The following is a 21367-nucleotide window of genomic DNA, read 5'->3' as shown; positions in this document are numbered from 1 at the left end:
GAAGCCGATGATGGCGCATAATGTTGCGCGATAAATCGCGCTGCTACCGTTGGGTAACGGGTTGTCGGATGGGATTTGTCGCGTGTTGATACGCCACGAGCACGGTTGGTAGCGGCGTGATTTATCACGCAGGATTTGTCAGTTTTGCGCGGGTGGTTGTCAGCAATGGGCGAGCCTGCACCACCGGGTTTCGGCAACACTGACCGCAGAACATAAGGAGAATCCCAATGCTTACCCAACCCGCTGAAAAATATCGCCCTTACCCGGTTATCAACTTACCCGAACGTCAGTGGCCATCACGCCAGCTGACTCAGGCACCGCGCTGGCTGTCGACCGATCTGCGTGACGGTAATCAGGCGTTAGCCACGCCGATGGACAGCGCGCGCAAGCTGGAATTCTGGCAACTGCTGCTGCGCTGCGGCTTTAAAGAGATCGAAGTGGCGTTTCCGGCCGCCTCGCAAACCGACTTCGACTTTGTGCGCCTGCTGATTGAACAGCGTCATATCCCTGACGATGTGGCCATTCAGGTGTTGACCCAGGCGCGTGCCGATTTGATTGATCGCACCTTTGAAGCGCTGCGTGGTGCGCCCCGCGCCATCATCCATCTGTACAACGCTACCGCCCCGCTGTTCCGTGAACGCGTGTTTCGCCAGAGCAAGGCCGAGATTATCGAGCTGGCCTGCGCGGCGGCACGACAGATCCGCGAACGCTGCGCCAGCCAGGGCGATACCGCCTGGACCTTCCAGTACTCACCGGAAACGTTCTGCTTTACCGAACCGGAATTTGCGCTGGAGATTTGTGAAGCGGTGGCGGCAATCTGGCAACCCAATGCGCAAAGGCCGATGATCATTAACCTGCCTGCCACCGTGGAGGTGAACACCCCCAACGTGTATGCCGACCAGATTGAATATTTCTGCCGTCACTTTAGCCAGCGTTCACAGGTGAGCATCAGCGTCCATCCGCATAACGATCGCGGCACCGGTATCGCCTGTGCCGAGCTGGCGCTGCTGGCCGGAGCCGATCGTGTGGAGGGATGCCTGTTTGGCAATGGTGAGCGTACCGGTAACGTCGATTTGGTCACGCTGGCGCTGAACCTCTATACCCAGGGCGTCGCCCCGCAGCTCGATTTCAGTGATATTCAGCAGGTGCTGGAAGTGGTGACGCGCTGCAATCAGTTGCCGGTACATCCACGTCATCCTTATGCCGGGGAGCTGGTGTTTACCGCGTTTTCCGGGTCGCATCAGGATGCGATTCGCAAAGGTTTTGCCGAGCGTGCACAGCGCGAGGAAATTTTCTGGCAGATGCCCTACCTGCCGCTCGATCCCGCCGATATCGGTTGCAGCTATGAGGCGGTGATTCGGGTGAACAGCCAATCTGGCAAAGGCGGTGCCGCCTGGCTGCTGGAACAGAATCACGGTCTGCAACTGCCGCGCGGTCTGCAACAGGATTTCAGCCGTATCGTGCAGCAACAGACCGATGCGCACGGTCAGGAGATGACCCATCACGCCCTGTGGCAATTGTTTTGTGAACACTACGGCTTGACCCACCCGGCGCGTCGCTTGCTGGAAGCGGAGAGCCACAGCGATGAATCCGGTGAAACGCGGCTAAAAGCCCGTGTGCAGCAAGGCGCGCAGCAGATCAGTGTGGAGGGTAAAGGCAACGGTTTGCTGTCAGCGGCGGTGGCGGCACTGCGCCAGCGTTATGGCCTGACGCTGAGCATTGAGGATTATCACGAACATACGCTCGGCAAACGCAGCGACAGTCGTTCGGTCACCTATCTCAGCTGCCTCAACACGCGTGGCGAACGCGCCTGGGGGGTAGGTATCGATAATGACGTGGCGCGCGCCTCATTGCAGGCGTTGCTCAATGCCGCCCACGCTTTTCTGCCGCAGGAAAGTAGTTCGCTGGCGTAACACCCAGCAATCGGCGAAACATCGCGCTGAAGGCGCTCGGACTGTCGTAACCCAGATCGAGTGCCACCACCAGCACCGAATCGCCCTGCGCCAGTCGCGTCAGGGCGACGCCAAGACGGGCGCGCCGCACCCAGTCGCTGAACTGTAAACCCGTTTCGCGACTGAAGTGGCGCGCCAGGGTGCGCTCCGCGACGCACAATTCCGCCGCCGCCCGCGCCAGCGTCCAGTTTTCACCGGGTTGCTGCTGGATCTGCTGGCACAGCGTTAACAAGCGTGCGCTCTCCGGCCACGGCAGGCCGAACGGCAGCACATCCATCACCCGAATTTCATCCAGAATTAACTCGTAGATGCGCTCGGCACGGCTGCCTGCTTGATAGCTTTCGGGCAGATCAATGGCGCTGACAATCAGTTCACGCAGCAATGGCGAGATCTGCACCACCTGACAACTGGCGGGCAGGTCAGCACGCGCCAGCGGATCAACAAACACCGTGCGCGCCGCCACCTGACCGGTAATCTGCAACGCATGGCGCGTACCCGCAGGCAACCAGACGCCCCGGCTGGGCGGCACGATCCAACTGCCGTGCTGCGTCTCCACCTTCACCACGCCGCTCAGGGTATGAATCAATTGCGCGCAGTCGTGGTGATGCCACGGCTCCACCGCGCCGTGCGCATAATCATGGGCGTACGGCACCAGCGGACGGCTGGCAAAACTGAAGTTCAGCACCGCAGTCATCGGGTTAGCGCTTCAGGAACTGATAAACCGCCGCCAGATCCTGCTCGCCGTAACCCGCATCCACCGCTTGCTGCCAGACCTCGACGATATTTTCCAGCGCCGGCAATTTGGCTTCACCCGCTGCATCCAACGCCAGACGGGCATCTTTCAGCGCCCAGATCAGGTGCATCTGCGGGGTGAAATCCTGGCTGGCAATCATGCCGAGTTTCATTTTGGCGTAAGGCGCCGCCAGCGGGCCACCGTCCAGCACTTTCCACAGATCGTCGGTGGTGAAACCAAACTGCTCCGCCAGACGGGTACTCTCCGCCAGGCTCTGCATCAGACCAATCAACCAGCTGTTCACCACCAGCTTCATACGCGAACTGGCACCGGCCTCACCCAGCCATTGGGTGCCCTTGCCAATCGCCGCAAATACCTGTTCCGCTGCGGCAGCTTTGCTCTGGTCGCCGCTCGCCATCACCAGAATCTGCGCGTTTTCTGCCGGGGCCTTGGTGCCCGACACCGGGGCATCGATAAACACCACATCCGGGCGAGAGGCCGCCAGTTCCGCGATTAACGCATCTGTCGCTTCGACACCGATGGTGCCCATCTGGCACAGGGTAGCGCCCTGCTTCAATGCGCCCTGCGCGTCTTGCACCACCTGGCGAGTCGTCTCACCGTCAGACAGCATGGCGATCACCACATCTGCGCCGTCCACCGCCTGGATGGCACTGTCACCCAGCATCAGCCCGGCTGACAATAAATCTTCGCCACGGGCGCGGGTACGGTTCCAACCGCGTACCACAAAGCCTTTTTTCAGCAGGTTGGCAGCAAAAGCATGCCCCATTGCACCCAGTCCTAACACCGCTACCACAGGTTGCTGACTCATCTTCTTTCCCTTCTCTGATTTGGCATAAACACGCTAGCCTGACAGGAATTGTGGTCCACAGCCAGGCCAGAGGTGCGATGAAAACATTTTTTTAACTTGCCGCTGGCGCATCCTCAGCCAGGCGCTGCTGCACCGCCGCCAGAAACAGGCGCAAGGCCGCAGGCTGGCGATCGCGTGACATATACAGACCATAGATACCCAGCGTTTTGGGCGTAAAGTCTGGCATCAAACGTTGTAACTGCCCGCTGTTGATCGCCGCGCGTGCCTCCATCTCCGGCACCATCGCCACACCACAACCGGCGCTGGCGGCATCGCACAACACCGAAGAGATGCCGGCACTGAAATTGCCGCTGATGGTGGTGGCGATCACCTCACCGTTGCGGTCATTAAATTGCCAGCGTTGCCCGGCAAAACGGCTGTAGTGCAGGCAATTATGCTGTGTCAGGTCCTGCGGGGTTTGCGGGGTGCCGTACTGCTGCAAATACGCCGGTGATGCGCACACCACCGACACACATTCGCCGAGGCGACGCGCAATTGCGCCTGGTTCAGGATCGTTAGTGATGCGCACCGCCAGATCGATGCGCTCCCCGACCAGACTCACGGGCTGATTGTTAATCTCCAGTTCAATGCGCAGCGCCGGGTAGCGGGCCAAAAACGCCGGGATCATCGGCCCCAGAATATGGGTGGCAGTGGAGTGTGCACAGGCCACACGCAGGATGCCCTGCACGTCGCGTTGTGCGCCTTGATCGGCAATGTCCTCAGCGAGTCGCGCCAGTGCATGGCTTTTTTCGAGGATTTTTTCTCCGGCCGGGGTAATGGTCAGACGGCGCGAAGAACGATGCAGTAAACGCGCTCCGGCCCACTTCTCCATCTCATCCAGGTAGCGACTTACCATCGGCCGCGAAATATCCAACGCCCGCGCCGCCGCACTCAGGCTCCCCAGTTCGCAGATACGATTAAACACCGTTGCCGCCGTCACTCTGTCCATATTCGCTCCATCTGATCGTTTTATGAAACTGACCATCTCTGATTGCGGGAATTCTAACAGACCCGGATTTCCCTACAATGAGGCTTTTAGTGACGGCAGACTGCCGCTTAAAGGAATATGTGATGAAAATGAAGAGATTACCGTTATGTTTGCTGCTGACCGCAGGCCCGGTATTGGCCGCACCACTGCACCTTGAGGTCTACAACCCGCAGGAACAGGGGGTGTTCCCGGTGTCTTCGACCCTGGTGTCAGGCCCACATGAAGCAATATTGTTTGATGCGCAGTTCAGCCCGAAAGATGGCGAAAAACTGGTGGAGATGATTAAAGCCAGCGGCAAAAAGTTGACGCAGATTGTTATTACCTCGGGCGATCCTGACTTCTATTTTGGTCTGGAACCGATTGTAAAAGCCTTCCCACAGGTAAAAGTCGTGGCCTCGCCGCTGGTGGTGGAACATATCGACGCCACCAAACAGGCCAAGCTGCAATATTGGGGACCGAAAATGCCGGGTGGTGCCCCCACGCAATTAATTGTGCCACAGACAACTTATCAGACCGGTTTCAGCGTCGATGGCGAACGTATTGAATTACGTCACGCCGGGGATAAATCCGCCTATGTCTGGATTCCGTCAAACCGGGCGATTCTCGGCGGTACTGCGGTGGCGGCTGGCATTCACGTCTGGACGGCAGATACCCAAACCCCCGCCAGTCGCGAGCAGTGGCGGAGCGTACTGCGTGAAATGCAGCAGTTAAAACCGAAAGTGGTGATTCCGGGTCATTATATTGGCCCCCGTCCGAGTGGCGACCAGGCGGTGACCTTTACGCTGAATTATCTGCAAAAATTTGAAGCCGCGCTGGCAGAGAAGAAAGGTTCGGCGGCAGTGATTGAGACGATGAAAGCCGCTTACCCCAATTTGCCGGACGAAAGCTCGCTGGTGTTGAGCGCGAAGGTGAATAGCGGCGAGATGAAGTGGTGATGTGGTTGGCTGCCTGCTCTGAGACATTGTCAGAAAGGCGGCCAACTCTGGCAGAACGCGCCATATTTACGTCAGAAAAAAACGCTGAAAAAACAGTATCAATCGGATACTCTTGTTGCTGGAGTAAAAATGACCACTTGCTGTATACGTTAAGCAAGGTGAGAAATAACAGGAACTGAGAATCAATCAGCTAATGGAGGGCATTATGATAATTATTTCCGGTACCGGTATACTCAGTCAAAAAATTGAAAAAAAACCACCCCCTACTAAATTCACACTCACAATAAAAAACACAACTGATAAAACAATTTCTTCTAATTCCCGAATAATGGAAAACCATCTCAATGCTTCACATATTAATCCGGATAATTCTTCCAAGAAGAAAGTGAGCTTCGATAAAAGTATAAATAAAATCTGGCACTACGATAAAACCATGCCTGTGGAGCACATGCATACGCAAGCTGGATATCTTGCTTCCACCATCTCGTCGAGAGCTAAATCTGTTGCCAGAGAAACCCTGAAGACAGCCAATAAATCACCCTCTGCTGAATCTCAGTCATCGCTACAGAAATCATCCTTAAAACCGCGACATAAACCACGCTCAATCTCCTCCAGGAATTATATGGAGCCGACACTGTCGTCGCTTGCGAAACAGAAAGCCAAGCCCCACAAAGAAACGGCGACGCAGTCAGAAGCGCCGCAACCAAGAAAACGTTGGGAAGATCCGAAGCTCAGCCATGACCAATTAGAATCTGCAATGGAAAAATTGCAATTTAAAGAAATCACGCACTCTGATTTTCGTATCCTTATCGCGACACGTTCGTAATCTACGATAAAATAGCCGCTCGGTTTAAAGCGGCTATTTATCAATAGCCGATGCACTCCTTACTAGCGGGAGAGCAGTTTAAATTTTATAAATCGATGTCCAACCAGATAGAACACGTCCTGACAACCTATCCGTAGTACTCCCGCACCCGCAGATGTGTTCACCGTCCCTGCTATTCCCCTGACGGTAACAGCCTTTTATTGGGCAAATAGCTTAAAATGTAATGCCAGCCTGGGTAAAAACTATTAACATATGTCTCATTATGTTCCAACCGGTTCATTTCCTTTCATTTATTACGGTCTTTCATAATGAAAATAGCTTTACTGCGCCAGGCGCTGTGGCTGGCGCTGCCTTCGGTGTTTCCGTTGCCACTGCTGGCCGCTGATGATGCCAGCAACACCATGGTGGTCAGTGCCACTCCCGACAGTTCCGGCTTATCTGAACTCGATACGCCTGCGGCGGTCAGCGTCGTCTCCGGCGACGATATGCGTCACGCGGCCCCGCGCGTTAACTTGTCAGAAAATCTGATGGGCGTGCCGGGTATGCAAATTCAGAACCGTCAAAACTATGCTCAGGACCTGCAAATTTCGGTGCGCGGTTTTGGTTCGCGTTCCACCTACGGCCTGCGTGGCATCCGCATGTATGTCGACGGCATTCCCGCCACCATGCCGGACGGCCAGGGTCAGACCTCCAACGTTGATATCGGCTCGATTGACCATGTTGAAGTGCTGCGCGGTCCCTTCTCGGCGCTGTACGGTAACTCGTCCGGTGGGGTGATCAACGTGGACACCCAAACCGGGCAGCAGCCCACCACGCTGGAAGCCAGCACCTGGTACGGCAGCTATGGCAGTTGGCGCAACAGCGTCAAAGCCAGTGGCGCGACGGGCGATGGCACCCATGCCGGTGACGTCAACTACACCATTTCAGCCTCACGCTTTACCACCCACGGCTATCGCGATCACAGTTCGGCAGAAAAGAACCTCGGCAACGCCAAGCTCGGCGTACGCATTGATGATGTCAGCACCCTGACGCTGCTGTTCAACAGCGTGCATGTCGATGCCCAGGATCCCGGCGGTTTAACCCAGGCGCAATGGGAGCAGAACCCGCGTCAGGTGGTCAGCAACGTCAGCCTGTACAATGCGCGTAAAACCGTCGATCAAACCCAGGGCGGCCTGCATTATCAGCGCCAGATGAGTGAAAACGACGACCTGAGCGTGATGATGTATGCCGGGGTACGCGAAACCACGCAGTATCAGTCGATTCCGGCAAGCTCGCAGACCAGCCCAGCCCATCCGGGCGGCGTAATCTCCCTGACCCGCCATTATCAGGGCATCGATACCCGCTGGACGCATCGCGATACGCTGTTCACCATCCCGGTAACGCTGACCGGCGGTCTTGATTATGAAACCATGACTGAACGCCGCAAAGGCTACGAGAACTTCACCACCAGTAACGGCGTCACCGATTACGGCGTGATGGGGGATATGCGTCGTAATGAACGCAATCTGATGTGGAACCTTGATCCTTACGTGCAAACCGCGTGGCAGCTAACCGATAAATGGTCGTTGGATGCCGGTGTGCGTTTCAGCACCGTCAATTTCGACTCCAACGATTTCTACATCACCTCTGGCAACGGCGACGACAGCGGCAACGCGCGTTACCACCGCTGGCTGCCTGCCGCGTCGTTGAAATACGCGATTGATGATAGCTGGAATGCTTATGTTTCTGCGGGGCGTGGTTTCGAAACCCCGACCATCAATGAGTTGTCCTACCGTTCTGACGGCCAGTCCGGCCTTAACCTCGGTCTGAAACCGGCCACCAGCGACACGATCGAACTGGGTAGCAAAAAACGCATTGGTTACGGCCTGCTCACTGCTGCCATTTTCCAGACCGATACGGATAACGAAATCGTTGCGGATAGCAGCAGCAACGGGCGCACCAGCTACAAAAATGCCGGACAAACCCGTCGTCGTGGTCTTGAGCTGGGCCTTGATCAGCAGTTTGGCGAAGACTGGCGTGTGAAGGCTGCCTGGACGCTGCTCGATGCACGCTACCGCAGCAACGCCTGTGGCACCGAGAGCTGTGACGGCAACCGCATTCCGGGGATCGCGCGCAGCATGGCGTATGCCGGTCTGTCTTATGCGCCGGATCTGGGCTGGTATGCCGGAGCCGATGTGCGTTATATGAGCGACATCGCCGCCGATGATGAAAACGATGTGAAAGCCCCGGCATACACCGTGGTGGGCCTGAACAGTGGTTATAAGTGGCTGATTAAAGAGAGCTGGACGCTGGATCTGTTTGGTCGCGTCGATAACCTGTTCGACCGCAACTACATCGGTTCGGTGATCGTTAACGAGAGTAATGGCCGCTATTACGAACCGGCACCGGGTCGTAACTACAGCGTCGGCCTGACCGTGAGCTACGCGTTCCAGTAATTAAAAAAAACAAAGCCCTGTCAGACATGATGTTTGGCAGGGCTTTTTTTATGCTTAGATATAGCCTCAATGCGGAGGATATGTTTATTTCCGCCATGACGTTGATAGAAATTGAAAAAGGCATCCTTAAATTTGCGCGTAAAGATCCGACGCTGCAGCGCTGTCTGCCGCCTGTTCGCCCGGCGACGGATGCGTTAATTGCCGCTACGGCGATTCATCATGACATGGTTCTGGTAACGCGTAATGTGCGAGATTTTACCGGGATGGGGGTGATGCTGTTGAATCCGTGGGATTAGCGCGATAAATCGCGCCGCTACGAGCGGGTGGTGGTAAATCGTAGCGGCGCGATTCATCGCGCGATGTTTATTAACCCAACAGCGCCAGCACATCCTCGGTTGAACCGGTTTCGCCCAGGCGCGGGAAAATGCGCTCCACGCTGTTCTGATGAGTATCCGCATTCAGGCAGGTCATGGCATCAGTCGCCAGCGTGACGTTGTAACCGAGCTCATATGCCTGACGCGCGGTAGACTCCACACCGATGCTGGTCGCGATACCGCACACCACCACCTGAGTGACACCACGTTGTTGCAGCTGCTCATGCAGACCGGTGTTGTGGAAGGCACCCCAGGTTTTCTTGGTCACGCTAATGTCGCCCGGTTGTGGCGTCATTTCCGGCACCAGTACCGCCCAGTCAGCCGGCAGTTCACCGCTATGACGCGCCTGCTCGTTACGGCCTGGCGCACCACCCGCCACATTCACCAGCACCACCGGCAGATCGTGCGCACGGAAGGCATCAGTAAGACGCTGACAACGCTCAATCACCACTTTCGGGTCATGCACCACAGGCAGCGCCACGATCCCATGTTGCAGGTCAATCACAATCAGGGCGGTTTTTGCATCTAAAGTTGTTACAGCCATCTCGGGTCCTCTCAGGATTATTGGTCGGCAAGTCGTTGCAGTAAGGGAATGGCCGCCAGCAGCGTCTGCTGTTCCTGCGGGTTGAGCGTCGCCATGCTGCGTACCAGCCAGTCATCACGCTGGGCACGATTGGCCGCCACCAGCGCGCGGCAGGCTTTCGTAGGATGGTAGCGCGTTTTGCGACCATCGTGCGGGTCAGCTTCGCCCAGCACCATCCCGGCCGTGACCAGGCTGGCAACGGTTGCGCCCATCGACTGGGTTCGCACCCCTTCTGCCGCCGCCAGTTCGGTTATCGTCATGGCACCATCGCGCACCAGATAACCGAGTACCGCAACTTGCGACCAGGTGAGGTCACCCGGCGGGGCCGATTCGCGCAAACGGCGTCCCAGTTTGCCGTTGACGCTACGCAGCAACGCGGCGGCGCTGTTCAGATCGCTCATAGCGACGTCTCCCTTACAATGAAAAGCGAGTATATAAATACGAAGGCAAACTGTGTAGTTTACCTTCGTATCAATTTGTAAGCCTTACGCCCGATGCGGATAGTGGATCAGGCTATGAAAACGCAGCGGCGTACTGAGAGGATTACGGTAGCTGTGCGGTTTATCACCGGCAAACTGGCTGGCTTGTCCGGGTTGCAGACGACGCCAGGTGCCCTCAACGCCCAGTAACAACTCGCCCTCCAGCACCACCACCTGCTCAATCACCCCTGTTTCGTGCGGTGAAGAATCACTTTGCGCGCCGGGGGCCAGCGTCACTTCCAGCAGGTCAAAACGCAGCTGCGCGTCGTAGGGCAGCAGCGATTTTGCCAGCATTTGGGCATTGCTCTGGCTAAAGGTGGCAGCGGTGCCGGGTGGTTGCTCGCTCCCCTGAATAAAGAACGAAAACGGCACGTTGAAGCCAGTGGCAATTTTCCACAGGGTCGCCACGGTCGGGCTGGACTCGCCGCGTTCGATTTGGCCAAGCATCGCCTTGCTGACGCCGGTGCGTTCCGCCGCCAGCGTCAGACTCCAGCCATTGGCCTGACGCAACTGTTTCAACGCCAGGCTCAGATGTTGATGCAGATTTTCCATAGGATCTCCAGACAAGCTCGCGCGCAGTGTATCACTTGTGCGCTATAGCGTCCCATGCCACAATGTGCGCTATAACGCACAACCGGAACACCCGCTATGATCACCACCGCCCCGCGCAGCATCTTTTCACTCCCCATACTGATTTCAGGGTTTATTGCCGTGCTGGTGGGTTACAGCAGTTCAGCTGCGATTATTTTTCAGGCGGCGCAGGCTGCCGGTGCCTCTCCGGCACAAATTGGCGGCTGGCTCTCAATGCTGGGTATTGGCATGGGCTTTGCCTCGCTCGGGTTATCGCTGTGGACCAGAATGCCTATTCTGGCCGCCTGGTCGACACCCGGCGCAGCGCTGCTGGCGACCAGTCTGCACGGCCTGACCCTTAATGAAGTGATTGGCGTGTTTGTCTTTACCAACGTCTTGATTGTGCTGAGTGGCGTCACTGGCCTGTTTGCGCGCCTGATGAACCATATTCCGCAGTCGCTGGCCGCCGCGATGCTGGCGGGGATCCTGCTGCGCTTCGGCCTGAATACCTTTACCGGTTTACAGGGTAATTTTGCGCTGTGCGGCAGCATGTGCCTGGTGTGGTTGCTGAGCCGTCGCTGGTTACCGCGTTATGCGATTATCCTCGCGTTGGTCACCGGGGTGCTGGTGGCGCTTGGGCAACACAGCATTCATTTCCCGCCGCAGTCACTGAGCCTCAGCGTGCCGCAGTGGATTACCCCCCACTTCTCGCTGACCGCCTTGATTGGCGTCGGCCTGCCCTATTTTCTGGTGACGATGGCGTCGCAAAATGCCCCCGGCATCGCCACCTTGCAGGCGCACGGTTATCAGCCGCCAATTTCGGCACTGACCAGTTGGACCGGGCTGCTGGCACTGGTGCTGTCGCCCTTTGGTGGCTTTTCCGTCTGTATTGCCGCCATCACCGCCGCCATCTGTATGGGTGAAGAGGTCGATCCCGATCCCAAACAACGCTGGATGGCCTCAGCGCTGGCCGGTTTCTTCTATCTGCTCACCGGGCTAACCGGCGCGCTGATTGCAGTGCTGTTCAGCGCGCTGCCGCAGGTGTTGATTGCCACGCTGGCCGGTCTGGCGCTGCTGGCGACGCTGTCCGGCAGCCTGCATCGCGCGCTGGCGGAACCGCAACTGCGTGATAGCGCGGTGGTGGCGTTTCTGATTACCGCCAGCGGCGTGTCGCTGCTGGGTATCGGCGCTGCCTTCTGGGGACTGGTCGGCGGGATGCTGACGCATCTGGTGCTGATGCCGCGCGCACGCGGTTAAATTTTCTACAACTCATCCTCCAGCCGGGGAAAACCGCCCTGTTTTCCCCCTTATTTCCGCCGTTTGATTTGCCCTTATTTGGCTTAAGATCACCAAAATCGATTTTTTCTGCCTCAGACTTTCACCGATAAGGGCCAACGAGTGGCAAAAACTTTTCTGCGCAGCGGCAATCTTGACGCGGTTCTGGCACTGGGTGAGAACGGCCAGCCCGTCTGGGCTTCTGCTCTGCAAATTCGCGAAACCTTGCGGCTACGCCGCCAAACCACGCTGGCGAACTGTCTCGCCATCCCACAACCCAATGAACGCGGTGATCGCCTCGACTGGTACGCCCCCTTTAGCGGCAAAGTCCGTTCATGGCTGGCGGCCAGCGATCACGAACGTCGTCAGGCGCTGGAACAACTCACCCTCAATCAACAGGATTTGCAGGCGCTGAGCCTGCGCGCGCGTGAGGCAGAAAACCCGGCGATGCGGTTGTTTGGTGCGCTGCTGAGTAAAACCCTGCAATTCCCCGATCAGCAATACGTCTATCTGGTGGATGGCAAACCGGTGATTACCTTCTGGGGCTTTGTCGATCCGCAGGCCCGCTCGCGTGATGACGCACTGGCCTGTCTGCGTGACAGCCTTGACGAGCAACTGCCGTCGCTGTTGCCAGAACCGCCGCCGGTGGTGGACACACCGATTGTGCTGGCCGAACCGGAAGTCGAACCGGAGGAGCCGATCATTGAGCCTGAGCCGGAAGAGAGCGAACCCGAACCGGTAATCGCCGCCGTCCAGCCCCCTGCCGCCAGCAAATCCCTGCGCCCGTGGTTGCTGCTGCTCCCGGTAGCGCTGGCTGCCGCCGCAGGAACCGCCTGGTGGTTGCACAGCACCCCGCAAGCCGCGGCCCCCGTGGCGGCCGCTGCGCCTGTTCCGGTTGTCAGCCAGCCGATCGCGCCACCGCCGGTGTTTGCGCAGGCGGAAAAACTGGTTACCACCCTGCCGCAGGCCAGCGCCACCGTGACCGCGCCGCCGCCCGCAGCGCCCGTCGCGCCTGCGGTGGTTGAGGTTGCTGCGCCGGTGCCTACCGCGCCAGCCAAAGCCGATGATCTGGTGATCACCGCCGAAGACGTGCGCGTCGGTTCGGTACGTTTCCTGGATGGTCGCTGGCGCGTCACCCTGCGTCAGACCAACCTGCCAACCGGTAAACCGCCGAGTCTGCGTTATCAGATTAAAAACGGCAAAGGCACAGCGCTGATTACCCAGGGCGATGGCATTCGCTGCAAGGCCGATGTCACCGCCGCCATGACCAGCGCCGGCACCATGGTGGTTCGCAGCCGCTACACCGCCAGCTGTAGCGATAAATCACGCTACCGCATGCCGGAACTGGTGTGTAAACAAGGCGATGGTATCGCCAGCTGTGACGCGCAATATGGCGCGGATCAGGTTTTCCCGTTGACGATTAAGCGTGAGAGTAAGTAACCATGTTAGCGCCCCTCATCGATGACAAACAAAGAATCACGCTGATTGAAGATAGCGGTGTGCAATTTCTCGACTTCGGCCTGCGTCTGCCTTCATTACAAGCGCGCCGTCAGTTTGTACGCCAGACGGCAAACGGCCCGCTGCTGCGCCTTAACATTGACGGCAACAGCGGCAAGTTTCTGCTCTACCCCGAAGATGGCGGCGCACCGGAAGTGGTGCGCCCGGAATCGGATATCGCGCTGGCCGACTCCCTGACGTTGCTGGCGAATCAATGGTTACCGCTGCCGGTGTTGCGTTGCACCAGTGGTCGTCGCTTTATTGGTGGACCGGAAAACTGGGCGCGTCTGCGTCTGGCTCCCCTGTCCCAACCCGATGCGGCGGGCAATACCCACCGTATCACCCTCGCCTTCGATACCCGCCTGGTGGCGGAAAACGACGGTGGCGAGCAGCTTGGCCTGAGCCAGGCCGATGCGCAAAACGGCGTCAGCTTTGCTCTCGCCTGGCATAATTATGAACTGGGTGAATTTCTTGACCTGACCTGGGTTGATGGCTGGCTGCGTGAAACCTTCAGCCAGCAGGTTACCGCACTGGAATCACGCCGCGAGCAAGAGTTGATGCAGGCGCTGCGCGAGTTTGAGTATCAGGCGCATTACCTCAATGTGCTGGAGTTGCTGGGCGAACAGCTTGATCTGGCGGAGATCGCCATTCAGGCCGCGTCGCTGCAATCTCCGGCGGTGAATGTCGATATCATTCTCGATGTTGGCAACTCACACACCTGCGGCATCCTGGTGGAAGATCACGCCGAGGAGAGCAACGGCCTGCGCCAGACTTACGAGCTGCAACTGCGTGACCTGTCTGAACCGCATCAGGTGTATAACGAATTGTTCGACAGCCGCCTGGAGTTTGCCGAACCCCGCTTCGGCAAGGCCAACTTCTCGCTGGAGAGTGGTCGCGAAAATGCCTTTATGTGGCCGTCGCTGACGCGTGTGGGCCGCGAGGCCAGCCGTCTGGCGCTGTTGCGTGCTGGTACCGAAGGCAGCACCGGCCTTTCCAGCCCGCGTCGTTATCTGTGGGATGAAGCCCGTTATCAGCCTGGCTGGCGTTTCAATGCCAACGGCAGCGGTGATGAAACCCAGGCGACCGCCTTGCCCTTTACCCTGCTGCTGAATGATGAAGGCCAGCCGCTGCACGCGCTGGCTGAGGATGAGCGCCTGCCGGTGTTCTCCGCCAGCTACAGCCGCAGTTCGCTGATGTCCTTTATGCTGTGCGAACTGCTGGCACAGGCGATGATGCAGATGAACAGCGTCGCTCAGCGCCAGCGTATGCCGCAAAGCCAGGCCCCGCGTCAACTGCGTCATGTGATCCTTACGCTGCCCTCGGCCATGCCAAAACCGGAAAGGGAAATTTTCCGTCGTCGTATGCAGGAAGCCATCGCGCTGGTGTGGAAAGCGGAAGGCTGGCATCCGGCCGAAGACGCGTTTTCCGCCGCGACTCTGGCGAAAAGCCTGCGCCCGGTGCCGGATGTGCAGATGGAGTGGGACGAAGCCACCTGCGGCCAGATGGTGTGGTTGTTCAACGAAACGCAGGTCAACTTTGCCGGTCGCGCAGAGGATTTCTTCACCAGCATGGCCCGCCCGGATCGCCCGCGTGACGCTGATGAACTGCCGGGTAAGAGCCTGCGCATCGCCTCCATCGATATTGGCGGCGGCACCACCGACCTCGCGATTACCCAATATCGCCTCGACGACGGCCAGGGTAATAACGTCAAAATCACCCCACGCCTGTTGTTCCGCGAAGGCTTCAAGGTGGCCGGGGACGACATTCTGCTGGATGTGATTCAGCTATGGGTCCTGCCTGCGTTGCAGCAAAGCTTGCAGAAAGCCGGTCTGACCTTGCCGGAACCGCTGATGAATAAACTGTTCGGCCATGACAGCCGCATGGACGGACAAGCCACTCTGCGCCAGCAGGTGACGTTGCAGCTGTTTATCCCGCTGGCGCAGGCGGTGCTGGAACGTTATGAAAACTGGGACCCGCTCGACAGCCACAGCGAGATCAACGCGCTGTTTGGCGAACTGGTACCACAAAAGCCCAGCAATGCCGTGCTGGCATTTATCAACGGTGAAATCCAGCGCACCCTTGGCGGCGACAGCCGTTTCGATCTGCTGGAGGTGCCGCTGGTGGTCAGCCTCGCGCAATTGCATGGCGAGTTCCTGCAACACCGTATGGCGATCATCCCGGCGTTGCGCGCCATGTGCGAAGTAGTGTCGCTCTATCAATGCGACGTGCTGCTGCTGACCGGTCGCCCGTCACGTTTCCCTGGCATCCAGGCGCTGGTGCGTCATCTGCAACCGTTACCGGGCAGCCGCATTCTTTCGCTGGAGGGGTATCACACCAGCGACTGGTATCCGTTCAACAAACAGGGACGCATTGATAACCCGAAATCCACCGCAGCCGTCGGTGCCATGCTGTGTCTGCTGGCGCTCGATCTGCGTCTCAGCAGCTTCTGGTTCCGCGCCGGTGATTTTGAACCTTACTCCACCATTCGCTACCTCGGCGTGCTGGATGAAACGCAGGCGCTGAGCGATGACAACCTGTGCTACAGCGAGATCGATCTCGACAGCCACAGCTTTGCGCTGGACCGCAAAAGCAGCTTCCGCATTCGCGGCAACGTCTGCCTTGGCTTCCGCCAACTGGAGAACGATCGCTGGCCCGCATCGCCTCTTTACAGCCTGAGCATTATCGATCCACAACTGGCGCGTAAAGTCGCCGGGGAAAGCGTGCTGCGCATCAAGCTGGCGGTGCAACCAGGCCCGGATAACGCCGGACCGGAACGTCTGGTGCTGAGCGATGCGCGTCTCGACGACGGCAGCCGCGTGCCTCTGGAACAACTGAGCCTGAAACTGAATACGCTTTCCGCCACGGGCAATGCGAATGCGCAATACTGGATCGACAGCGGGAGCGTCTGCAAAAAATGAGAACCGCAAAAAAACAACCACAGGCCACGCTGGCCAAACGTCTCAGTCTGCTCCAGGAAACCCTTGATGGTGCTCTGAATTGGGTAGAAAACCAGCAGGCTCACTCCACGCGTCTGAGCATGGAAGGCGACACCCTGAGCCTGCAACTGCGCCGTGCCCGAGTGGAGAGCCACGCGCTGGCGCGCCAGCTCGCGCGCCCCGTGACACTGGCGTTGTTTGGTCAGTCGCAGGCGGGCAAAGCCTGGTTATTAAGCGAGATGGTGGGTGATGCCCAGGGACAGTTGATGACCACCCCTGGCGACAAAACCTTCAACTATTTCCAGCATATCAATCCCGGCAACCTCGATTTCGCCATCGCCACACGTTTTAGTCACCAGCGCGAAACGGCCTCCAACGCCTGGCCGCTGGAGATGACATTGCTGAGCGAGGTTGAGCTGATCCGTCTGATGTTGGCCTGCGCCACCCCGGAATTACAGCCGGATACCACGGCTCTCGACAGCGCGCTGCAACGTTTACAGCGGCATCGCCAAAGTGACATCCAGCCGGGTCTGGAAAGCGATGCGTTGGTCACTTTATGGGCGTGGAGTCGCCGCCATCACCGTCACGCCGAGGTGCTGGATCGTCATTTCTGGCCGCAGGCCATTAGCCTCGCCCCGTGGCTGAATGTTGACGACCGCGTACAGTTGTTCGCCTTGCTGTGGCCGGGCCAAAACTCATTAAGCGAAAGCCTGCGCAGCCTGATGCATTTGCGCCATCAGTTACGTCATGCCCCACGGGTCATGGCCCCACTCAGCCTGTTGGTGGATGACACGTCACTGCCCGCCGAGAAGTTGATTGGCAGCGATGCCGACTTGCAGGAGATGATTGAGGTGTGCCCGGTGGTCGCGAACCGGGTGGGTAAAGCGCAGCAGGTGCCCCTGGGTCTGCTGGCGTTGCTGACACTGGAAATCACCATTCCGCTTAGCTCGACGCCACGCCAGGCGTTATATGATGAAGCCGATATGCTGGAGTTGCCCGCGCCGGGTACCCCAGCCGATCGCGGCCAACAGGAGGAGCGCCACCGTCTGCAAACGCGAGATGCGCTGCGCGCAACCTTACTGGAACAGAAACGCGCCTTGCTGCCAGGTTGGTACGCTGCGCGTCAGGATATCGACCTGCTGTTGATCTGTACCGCCGCCAGCCAGCGTCAGGACGCCGATCTCGCCAGCCAGGCGCTGCGCGAGTGGCATCTGCATCAACCGGTACCGGCCAGCGGAGAGAAGCCGCGGCTAATCTGGGCCATCACCCCTTATGATGCACGTCATCAGCAGATCAACGTCGATGAAGCAGTACAACGCCAGATTGGTCAGCCGGGTCAGAGCTGGGGGTCGATGCTGGCGCTGGATCGCGCCGGAGTGGATCGGATGGGCAGTTGGTTGCAGGATGAAATGCAGCCGGATGCGCGCCGTGATCGTCTGGCGTCGCAACTGAGTGCGCTGCAACAAACCCTGGTGGATCGTCTGCAACCCTGGACCGAAGCCAGCGCTACGCCAGAGCAAGCGGCGCGTAAGCAAAGCATTGCCGACACCTTGCTGAAATGCCTGCAACATCGTACCGGCCTGCACGGCGAATTGCTGGAGCGTTTACAACCGTCTCGTGAGGCGGTGCGTCAATTGTGGCTGAGCCAGAGCAACAGCGGCACGCAGCATAAAGCCGCCAGCGCGGTCGCAGAGCAAAGCTATTTCGGCATCGGTTTTGAATTTGATCTGTTTAAAGATGAACCGGTGGCAGCGGCAGAACCGCGCAATCACGGCGGTCAGCGCGATCAGCAATTTCCGCACCTGGTCTTCGCCCTGTGGCTGGATCATCTGCGTCAGTTGCCGGAGAGCCGGAGTCTGCTGGCGCTGCTCAACGTCGATAAACCGACGCTGGAGTTGTTGGTGGAGGAGTTAATTACCGCCAGCTTCCGTCACAACATGCTGAACACCTTGCAGACGGCGCTGAACGAACCGGAGGCGCAGGCCAGCGCGCATGAGGCGCGCACCGATCGTCAGGTGTCCCGCGCGATGACGGTGTTGGGGGACTTTGTTGCCTGGCTGGGCTTTTTGCAGCGCCCGGAGAGCGAACGTCCGGCCAGCCGCGTCAATCGTGGCCAGACGATCTTCGCCCGTCCACCCGCCCCGAGCGTCAATTTCTCGTCCGGCCAACGTCTGACGCGTCTCTCTGCCGCCCCGGCTAACCACACGGCCTACTATATCTACGACTGGCTGGTGGGGCTGAACAGCGTGATTGTGGAGAACAACGGCTATACCGGCGGCGGCGATTTACCTGCCGCCGCCCGCCAGACACTGGCGATGATGCTACTGGCGTTGCACGCTTAATCACGCACCAGGCGCAGTTCACCCTCGAGCTGCGCCACCGCCTCTTCCAGCAGCGCCAGCACGGGCGCGAATTCCACGTTGCTCTCATCAACATGGCGCAAATGCAGGGTTGCTGGCAGCGCCATCCCGCCTGTCAGCCAATCCCACAACGCGTCAAGATTGTTACCAAAGGCGAACGGGCAATGGCTCTGCCGCACCAGCGCAGCATAAAACGCCTCGCGGTCTGGCAGTTGCCGGAAATCAAAGGTCAGGTTGAGCATCATCAGGGCACCGGCTTAAAGCTGCGATAGTGATCGGTGGTGAGAAAAATCAGGCCATCTGAAGAGTAAAGCAGACGATCGGCATCGCGGTGGCCGCAATCGTAATTGACGTCAGCTTCATACCATTGGCGTCCCGCCTGTTGTGGCAGCCGCTGTTCACGGTTAGCAAAACGATCGCCGCCAATCGCCCTGCCGGGCAACACGTCGCACAGGTTGCCTTTGCCGGGGTTCCAGCCCTGACGCCGTGCTTCACCTTTGGTGAGGTAGAGATCCGGTAATTTATGATGTTGTTGCAGCCAGCGCGCGACGGTTTCGGCATCGGTCAATTGCGCAATATTGGTTTTGGGTGCAGCGGAGAAATGCGGTTTTAGCCCGGCCCATGAAGCGACCAGCGCGATAATTAATCCAATCCAGAGTTTCTTTGACATAGTGACTTCCTGAGTTTCAGGAGGCCGATAATAGCAGCTTTTCAGGCGGGAAAAACGCGGGCCAGCGATGCTGGCCCTGGCGGAGTTTACTGCATAACGCTCGGCTGGTGTCCGGCATGACGACGCCATGCACCCGGTGCCACACCATACTGACGTTTGAAGCTGCGGTTGAATGACTGCTGCGAGTCAAAGCCCAGCGAAATCGCCACGTTCAGAATCGGCTCGTTAGTGGTGGTCAGCCGGTCTGCCGATTTTTTCAGTTTCTTGGCACGAATGTACTCACCCAGCGGATAACCGGTGTGCTCTTTGAACATGCGTTGCAGGTGCCATTTCGAGTAACCGGCGCGCCCTGCTACGGTGTCCAGATCCAGGCGTGCTTCAATGTTGTTATCAATCCAGTCGATCAGATCGTGAATAAATGCGTCGCTCATCATCCCATTTTCTCCCGTCGCCGTGGCGATCAGTATCAGTATCTGTTGCAGTTACACTTTAAGGGTGACTGACTATGCCATTTAGTGCAAGTTTTATTATTGCATTAAATGCCGCACTTCGCGTAGGGGTATTACCCTGCATGATCCGTTGCGATCAAAACCGCACTTAAAGTGTATCAGATATTCTTGCAGAAGCAGTTTGCACAAGCCTACACTCATCCCGTTTTAATGCAACCGTCAAAGTTGCAAAATTTTTTGTACATGACCTTTCAATTTTTTGACTAACGCGGAATAACTACAATGCATCTGCAGACATATGGGGTTCGTCTGGGCGTAAGCCTGTCAGGAATGGTGCTGCTGGGAAGCCTGCTGGCCGGCTGTGATAGCGGTGTGGCGAAAAACGCCCCACCACCACCGCCTGAAGTGAGTGTGGCGCAGGTGGTACAGCAGAAAGTCAGCCAGTGGGACAGTTTTAATGGTCGTATCGAAGCGGTGCAAAGCGTGCAGTTGCGACCGCGCGTATCCGGCTATATCGATCAGGTGAATTATCGCGAAGGCGATGAAGTGAAAAAAGGCCAGGTGCTGTTCACCATTGATGATCGCACCTATCGCGCGGCGCTGGAGCAGGCGCAGGCCGAACTGGCGCAGGCCCGCAGTCAGGCGGCGCTGGCACGCAGTGAGTCGGCTCGTACCGAAAAGCTGATTGGCACGCTGGCGGTATCGCGTGAAGAGGCAGAACAGCGCCGTTCAGCGGCCAGCCAGGCACAGGCTACCGTGCTGTCGGCCCAGGGGGCGGTGGATATGGCGCAGCTTAATCTCGATTTCACCCGCGTTACCGCGCCGATTGATGGTCGCGCCAGCCGCGCCATGATCACTATCGGTAACCTGGTGACCGCCGGTGACAGCGCCAGCGTCCTCACCACGCTGGTGTCGCAGGACCGCGTCTACGTCTATTTCGACGTCGATGAAGCCACCTATCTGCGTTATCAGGCGATGGCCCGTGAGGGACAAAACCGGGGTGCGCTGCCAGTGGAAATCGGTCTGACCGGCGAGCAAGGCTATCCGCATCCGGGCAAAGTCGATTTTCTCGATAACCAGTTGACCGCCAGCACCGGCACCATCCGCATGCGCGCCACGCTGGATAACCAGCAGCGTCAGTTCACGCCAGGTCTGTTTGCCCGCGTACGTCTGCCCGGTAGCGCCGATTTCACCGCGTTGCTGATTGACGATAAAGCGGTGCTGACCGATCAGGACCGTAAGTATGTCTACGTGGTCGATGCCAGCGGTAAGGCCCAGCGCCGTGACATCCAGCCAGGCGAGTTGGCAAATGGCCTGCGCGTGGTGCAGAACGGACTGAAACCCGGAGATAAGGTCATCGTTAACGGTTTGCAGAAAGTGTTTATGCCCGGCATGCCGGTCACTGCGCAAACGGTCGCGATGCGCGCCGCCCAATAA

At 58.1% G+C, this 21367-nt stretch carries 19 protein-coding genes; 10 read left to right on the top strand and 9 right to left on the bottom strand.

Going from position 1 to position 21367, the window contains the following annotated elements; translation table 11 throughout:
• The first annotated feature begins 227 nt into the window (after positions 1-227).
• Positions 228-1913: a 2-isopropylmalate synthase gene (gene leuA, locus AC6I8N_RS09760; protein WP_497830602.1), complete on the top strand. Its 1686-nt coding sequence runs from the start codon at positions 228-230 to the stop codon at positions 1911-1913.
• On the opposite strand, the gene AC6I8N_RS09755 is transcribed toward leuA, so the two are convergent.
• From AC6I8N_RS09755 to AC6I8N_RS09745, 3 genes are all read right to left on the bottom strand, one after another.
• Positions 1864-2646, bottom strand: coding sequence for an AraC family transcriptional regulator (locus AC6I8N_RS09755; protein ID WP_497830601.1), 783 nt, complete (start codon positions 2644-2646; stop codon positions 1864-1866). The genes leuA and AC6I8N_RS09755 overlap by 50 nt on opposite strands.
• Positions 2647-2650: 4 nt before the next feature.
• Entirely contained in the window at positions 2651-3514 is an 864-nt protein-coding gene (locus AC6I8N_RS09750; RefSeq protein WP_021186483.1) for an NAD(P)-dependent oxidoreductase, read from the bottom strand.
• Positions 3515-3605: 91 nt separating this feature from the next.
• A complete protein-coding gene (locus AC6I8N_RS09745; RefSeq protein ID WP_497830600.1) occupies positions 3606-4502 on the bottom strand; it encodes a LysR family transcriptional regulator in 897 nt (298 codons plus the stop codon).
• Positions 4503-4624: 122 nt separating this feature from the next.
• Here AC6I8N_RS09745 and AC6I8N_RS09740 point away from each other — a divergent pair, with 122 nt between their 5' ends.
• From AC6I8N_RS09740 to AC6I8N_RS09725, 4 genes are all read left to right on the top strand, one after another.
• Positions 4625-5476, top strand: a complete 852-nt coding sequence (locus tag AC6I8N_RS09740) for a Vmh family MBL fold metallo-hydrolase (RefSeq protein ID WP_497830599.1) — start codon at positions 4625-4627, stop codon at positions 5474-5476.
• A gap of 205 nt (positions 5477-5681) precedes the next feature.
• Positions 5682-6302, top strand: a complete 621-nt coding sequence (locus AC6I8N_RS09735; RefSeq protein WP_497830598.1) for a hypothetical protein — start codon at positions 5682-5684, stop codon at positions 6300-6302.
• A 308-nt stretch (positions 6303-6610) separates the two neighbouring features.
• Positions 6611-8737 carry a TonB-dependent receptor PqqU gene (gene pqqU, locus AC6I8N_RS09730; RefSeq protein ID WP_497830597.1) on the top strand — a complete coding sequence of 709 codons (2127 nt, stop codon included), beginning with the start codon at positions 6611-6613 and terminating at the stop codon, positions 8735-8737.
• Positions 8738-8787: 50 nt separating this feature from the next.
• Positions 8788-9033, top strand: a complete 246-nt coding sequence (locus tag AC6I8N_RS09725; RefSeq protein WP_497830596.1) for a PIN domain-containing protein — start codon at positions 8788-8790, stop codon at positions 9031-9033.
• Between the two features lie 70 nt (positions 9034-9103).
• Here AC6I8N_RS09725 and AC6I8N_RS09720 read toward each other — a convergent pair whose 3' ends face one another.
• The 3 genes from AC6I8N_RS09720 to AC6I8N_RS09710 form a co-directional block, all read right to left on the bottom strand.
• Entirely contained in the window at positions 9104-9655 is a 552-nt protein-coding gene (locus tag AC6I8N_RS09720; protein ID WP_021185156.1) for an isochorismatase family protein, read from the bottom strand.
• A 17-nt stretch (positions 9656-9672) separates the two neighbouring features.
• The gene (locus AC6I8N_RS09715; protein WP_021185157.1) at positions 9673-10095 is read right to left on the bottom strand and encodes a MarR family winged helix-turn-helix transcriptional regulator; all 423 of its coding nucleotides are present in this window, start codon (positions 10093-10095) and stop codon (positions 9673-9675) included.
• Between the two features lie 84 nt (positions 10096-10179).
• Positions 10180-10725: a helix-turn-helix domain-containing protein gene (locus AC6I8N_RS09710; protein ID WP_497830595.1), complete on the bottom strand. Its 546-nt coding sequence runs from the start codon at positions 10723-10725 to the stop codon at positions 10180-10182.
• 96 nt (positions 10726-10821) lie between these two features.
• Between AC6I8N_RS09710 and AC6I8N_RS09705 the strand changes: the two genes are divergently transcribed.
• From AC6I8N_RS09705 to AC6I8N_RS09690, 4 genes are all read left to right on the top strand, one after another.
• A complete protein-coding gene (locus AC6I8N_RS09705; RefSeq protein WP_497830594.1) occupies positions 10822-12000 on the top strand; it encodes a benzoate/H(+) symporter BenE family transporter in 1179 nt (392 codons plus the stop codon).
• Between the two features lie 141 nt (positions 12001-12141).
• The gene (locus AC6I8N_RS09700; protein WP_497830593.1) at positions 12142-13458 is read left to right on the top strand and encodes an SrfA family protein; all 1317 of its coding nucleotides are present in this window, start codon (positions 12142-12144) and stop codon (positions 13456-13458) included.
• Between the two features lie 2 nt (positions 13459-13460).
• A complete protein-coding gene (locus AC6I8N_RS09695) occupies positions 13461-16433 on the top strand; it encodes a virulence factor SrfB (RefSeq protein WP_497830592.1) in 2973 nt (990 codons plus the stop codon).
• On the top strand, positions 16430-18793 hold the full coding sequence (locus tag AC6I8N_RS09690; RefSeq protein WP_497830591.1) for a virulence factor SrfC family protein: 2364 nt from the start codon (positions 16430-16432) through the stop codon (positions 18791-18793). Before AC6I8N_RS09695 ends, AC6I8N_RS09690 begins: the two co-directional genes overlap by 4 nt.
• On the opposite strand, the gene AC6I8N_RS09685 is transcribed toward AC6I8N_RS09690, so the two are convergent.
• The 3 genes from AC6I8N_RS09685 to AC6I8N_RS09675 form a co-directional block, all read right to left on the bottom strand.
• Complete coding sequence (locus AC6I8N_RS09685) at positions 18790-19053, bottom strand: barstar family protein (RefSeq protein WP_036626964.1); 264 nt, start codon at positions 19051-19053, stop codon at positions 18790-18792. The two genes, AC6I8N_RS09690 and AC6I8N_RS09685, sit on opposite strands and share 4 nt — an antisense overlap.
• Before the next feature lie 2 nt (positions 19054-19055).
• Positions 19056-19481: a ribonuclease domain-containing protein gene (locus tag AC6I8N_RS09680; protein WP_021185164.1), complete on the bottom strand. Its 426-nt coding sequence runs from the start codon at positions 19479-19481 to the stop codon at positions 19056-19058.
• 86 nt (positions 19482-19567) lie between these two features.
• Positions 19568-19915, bottom strand: a complete 348-nt coding sequence (locus AC6I8N_RS09675; RefSeq protein WP_013508941.1) for a helix-turn-helix domain-containing protein — start codon at positions 19913-19915, stop codon at positions 19568-19570.
• Positions 19916-20212: 297 nt separating this feature from the next.
• Between AC6I8N_RS09675 and AC6I8N_RS09670 the strand changes: the two genes are divergently transcribed.
• The gene (locus AC6I8N_RS09670) at positions 20213-21367 is read left to right on the top strand and encodes an efflux RND transporter periplasmic adaptor subunit (protein WP_497830590.1); all 1155 of its coding nucleotides are present in this window, start codon (positions 20213-20215) and stop codon (positions 21365-21367) included.

The sequence above is a fragment of the Pantoea sp. X-Soil-TKNS-1279 genome (assembly GCF_059730565.1).
The sequence above is the reverse complement of the archived record's forward strand: the minus strand, read 5'-3'. Positions and strand labels throughout refer to the sequence as shown.

Bases quoted from the DNA above. Each gene is read 5' to 3' on its own strand.
- AC6I8N_RS09685 (WP_036626964.1), bottom strand. From the start codon at position 19,053: ATGCTCAACCTGACCTTTGATTTCCGGCAACTGCCAGACCGCGAGGCG.
- AC6I8N_RS09750 (WP_021186483.1), bottom strand. From the start codon at position 3,514: ATGAGTCAGCAACCTGTGGTAGCGGTGTTAGGACTGGGTGCAATGGGG.
- AC6I8N_RS09675 (WP_013508941.1), bottom strand. From the start codon at position 19,915: ATGATGAGCGACGCATTTATTCACGATCTGATCGACTGGATTGATAAC.
- AC6I8N_RS09745 (WP_497830600.1), bottom strand. From the start codon at position 4,502: ATGGACAGAGTGACGGCGGCAACGGTGTTTAATCGTATCTGCGAACTG.
- AC6I8N_RS09725 (WP_497830596.1), top strand. From the start codon at position 8,788: ATGCTTAGATATAGCCTCAATGCGGAGGATATGTTTATTTCCGCCATG.
- AC6I8N_RS09720 (WP_021185156.1), bottom strand. From the start codon at position 9,655: ATGGCTGTAACAACTTTAGATGCAAAAACCGCCCTGATTGTGATTGAC.
- AC6I8N_RS09690 (WP_497830591.1), top strand. From the start codon at position 16,430: ATGAGAACCGCAAAAAAACAACCACAGGCCACGCTGGCCAAACGTCTC.
- AC6I8N_RS09740 (WP_497830599.1), top strand. From the start codon at position 4,625: ATGAAAATGAAGAGATTACCGTTATGTTTGCTGCTGACCGCAGGCCCG.
- AC6I8N_RS09670 (WP_497830590.1), top strand. From the start codon at position 20,213: ATGCATCTGCAGACATATGGGGTTCGTCTGGGCGTAAGCCTGTCAGGA.
- pqqU (WP_497830597.1), top strand. From the start codon at position 6,611: ATGAAAATAGCTTTACTGCGCCAGGCGCTGTGGCTGGCGCTGCCTTCG.
- AC6I8N_RS09680 (WP_021185164.1), bottom strand. From the start codon at position 19,481: ATGTCAAAGAAACTCTGGATTGGATTAATTATCGCGCTGGTCGCTTCA.
- AC6I8N_RS09715 (WP_021185157.1), bottom strand. From the start codon at position 10,095: ATGAGCGATCTGAACAGCGCCGCCGCGTTGCTGCGTAGCGTCAACGGC.
- AC6I8N_RS09735 (WP_497830598.1), top strand. From the start codon at position 5,682: ATGATAATTATTTCCGGTACCGGTATACTCAGTCAAAAAATTGAAAAA.
- AC6I8N_RS09755 (WP_497830601.1), bottom strand. From the start codon at position 2,646: ATGACTGCGGTGCTGAACTTCAGTTTTGCCAGCCGTCCGCTGGTGCCG.
- AC6I8N_RS09705 (WP_497830594.1), top strand. From the start codon at position 10,822: ATGATCACCACCGCCCCGCGCAGCATCTTTTCACTCCCCATACTGATT.
- leuA (WP_497830602.1), top strand. From the start codon at position 228: ATGCTTACCCAACCCGCTGAAAAATATCGCCCTTACCCGGTTATCAAC.
- AC6I8N_RS09710 (WP_497830595.1), bottom strand. From the start codon at position 10,725: ATGGAAAATCTGCATCAACATCTGAGCCTGGCGTTGAAACAGTTGCGT.
- AC6I8N_RS09695 (WP_497830592.1), top strand. From the start codon at position 13,461: ATGTTAGCGCCCCTCATCGATGACAAACAAAGAATCACGCTGATTGAA.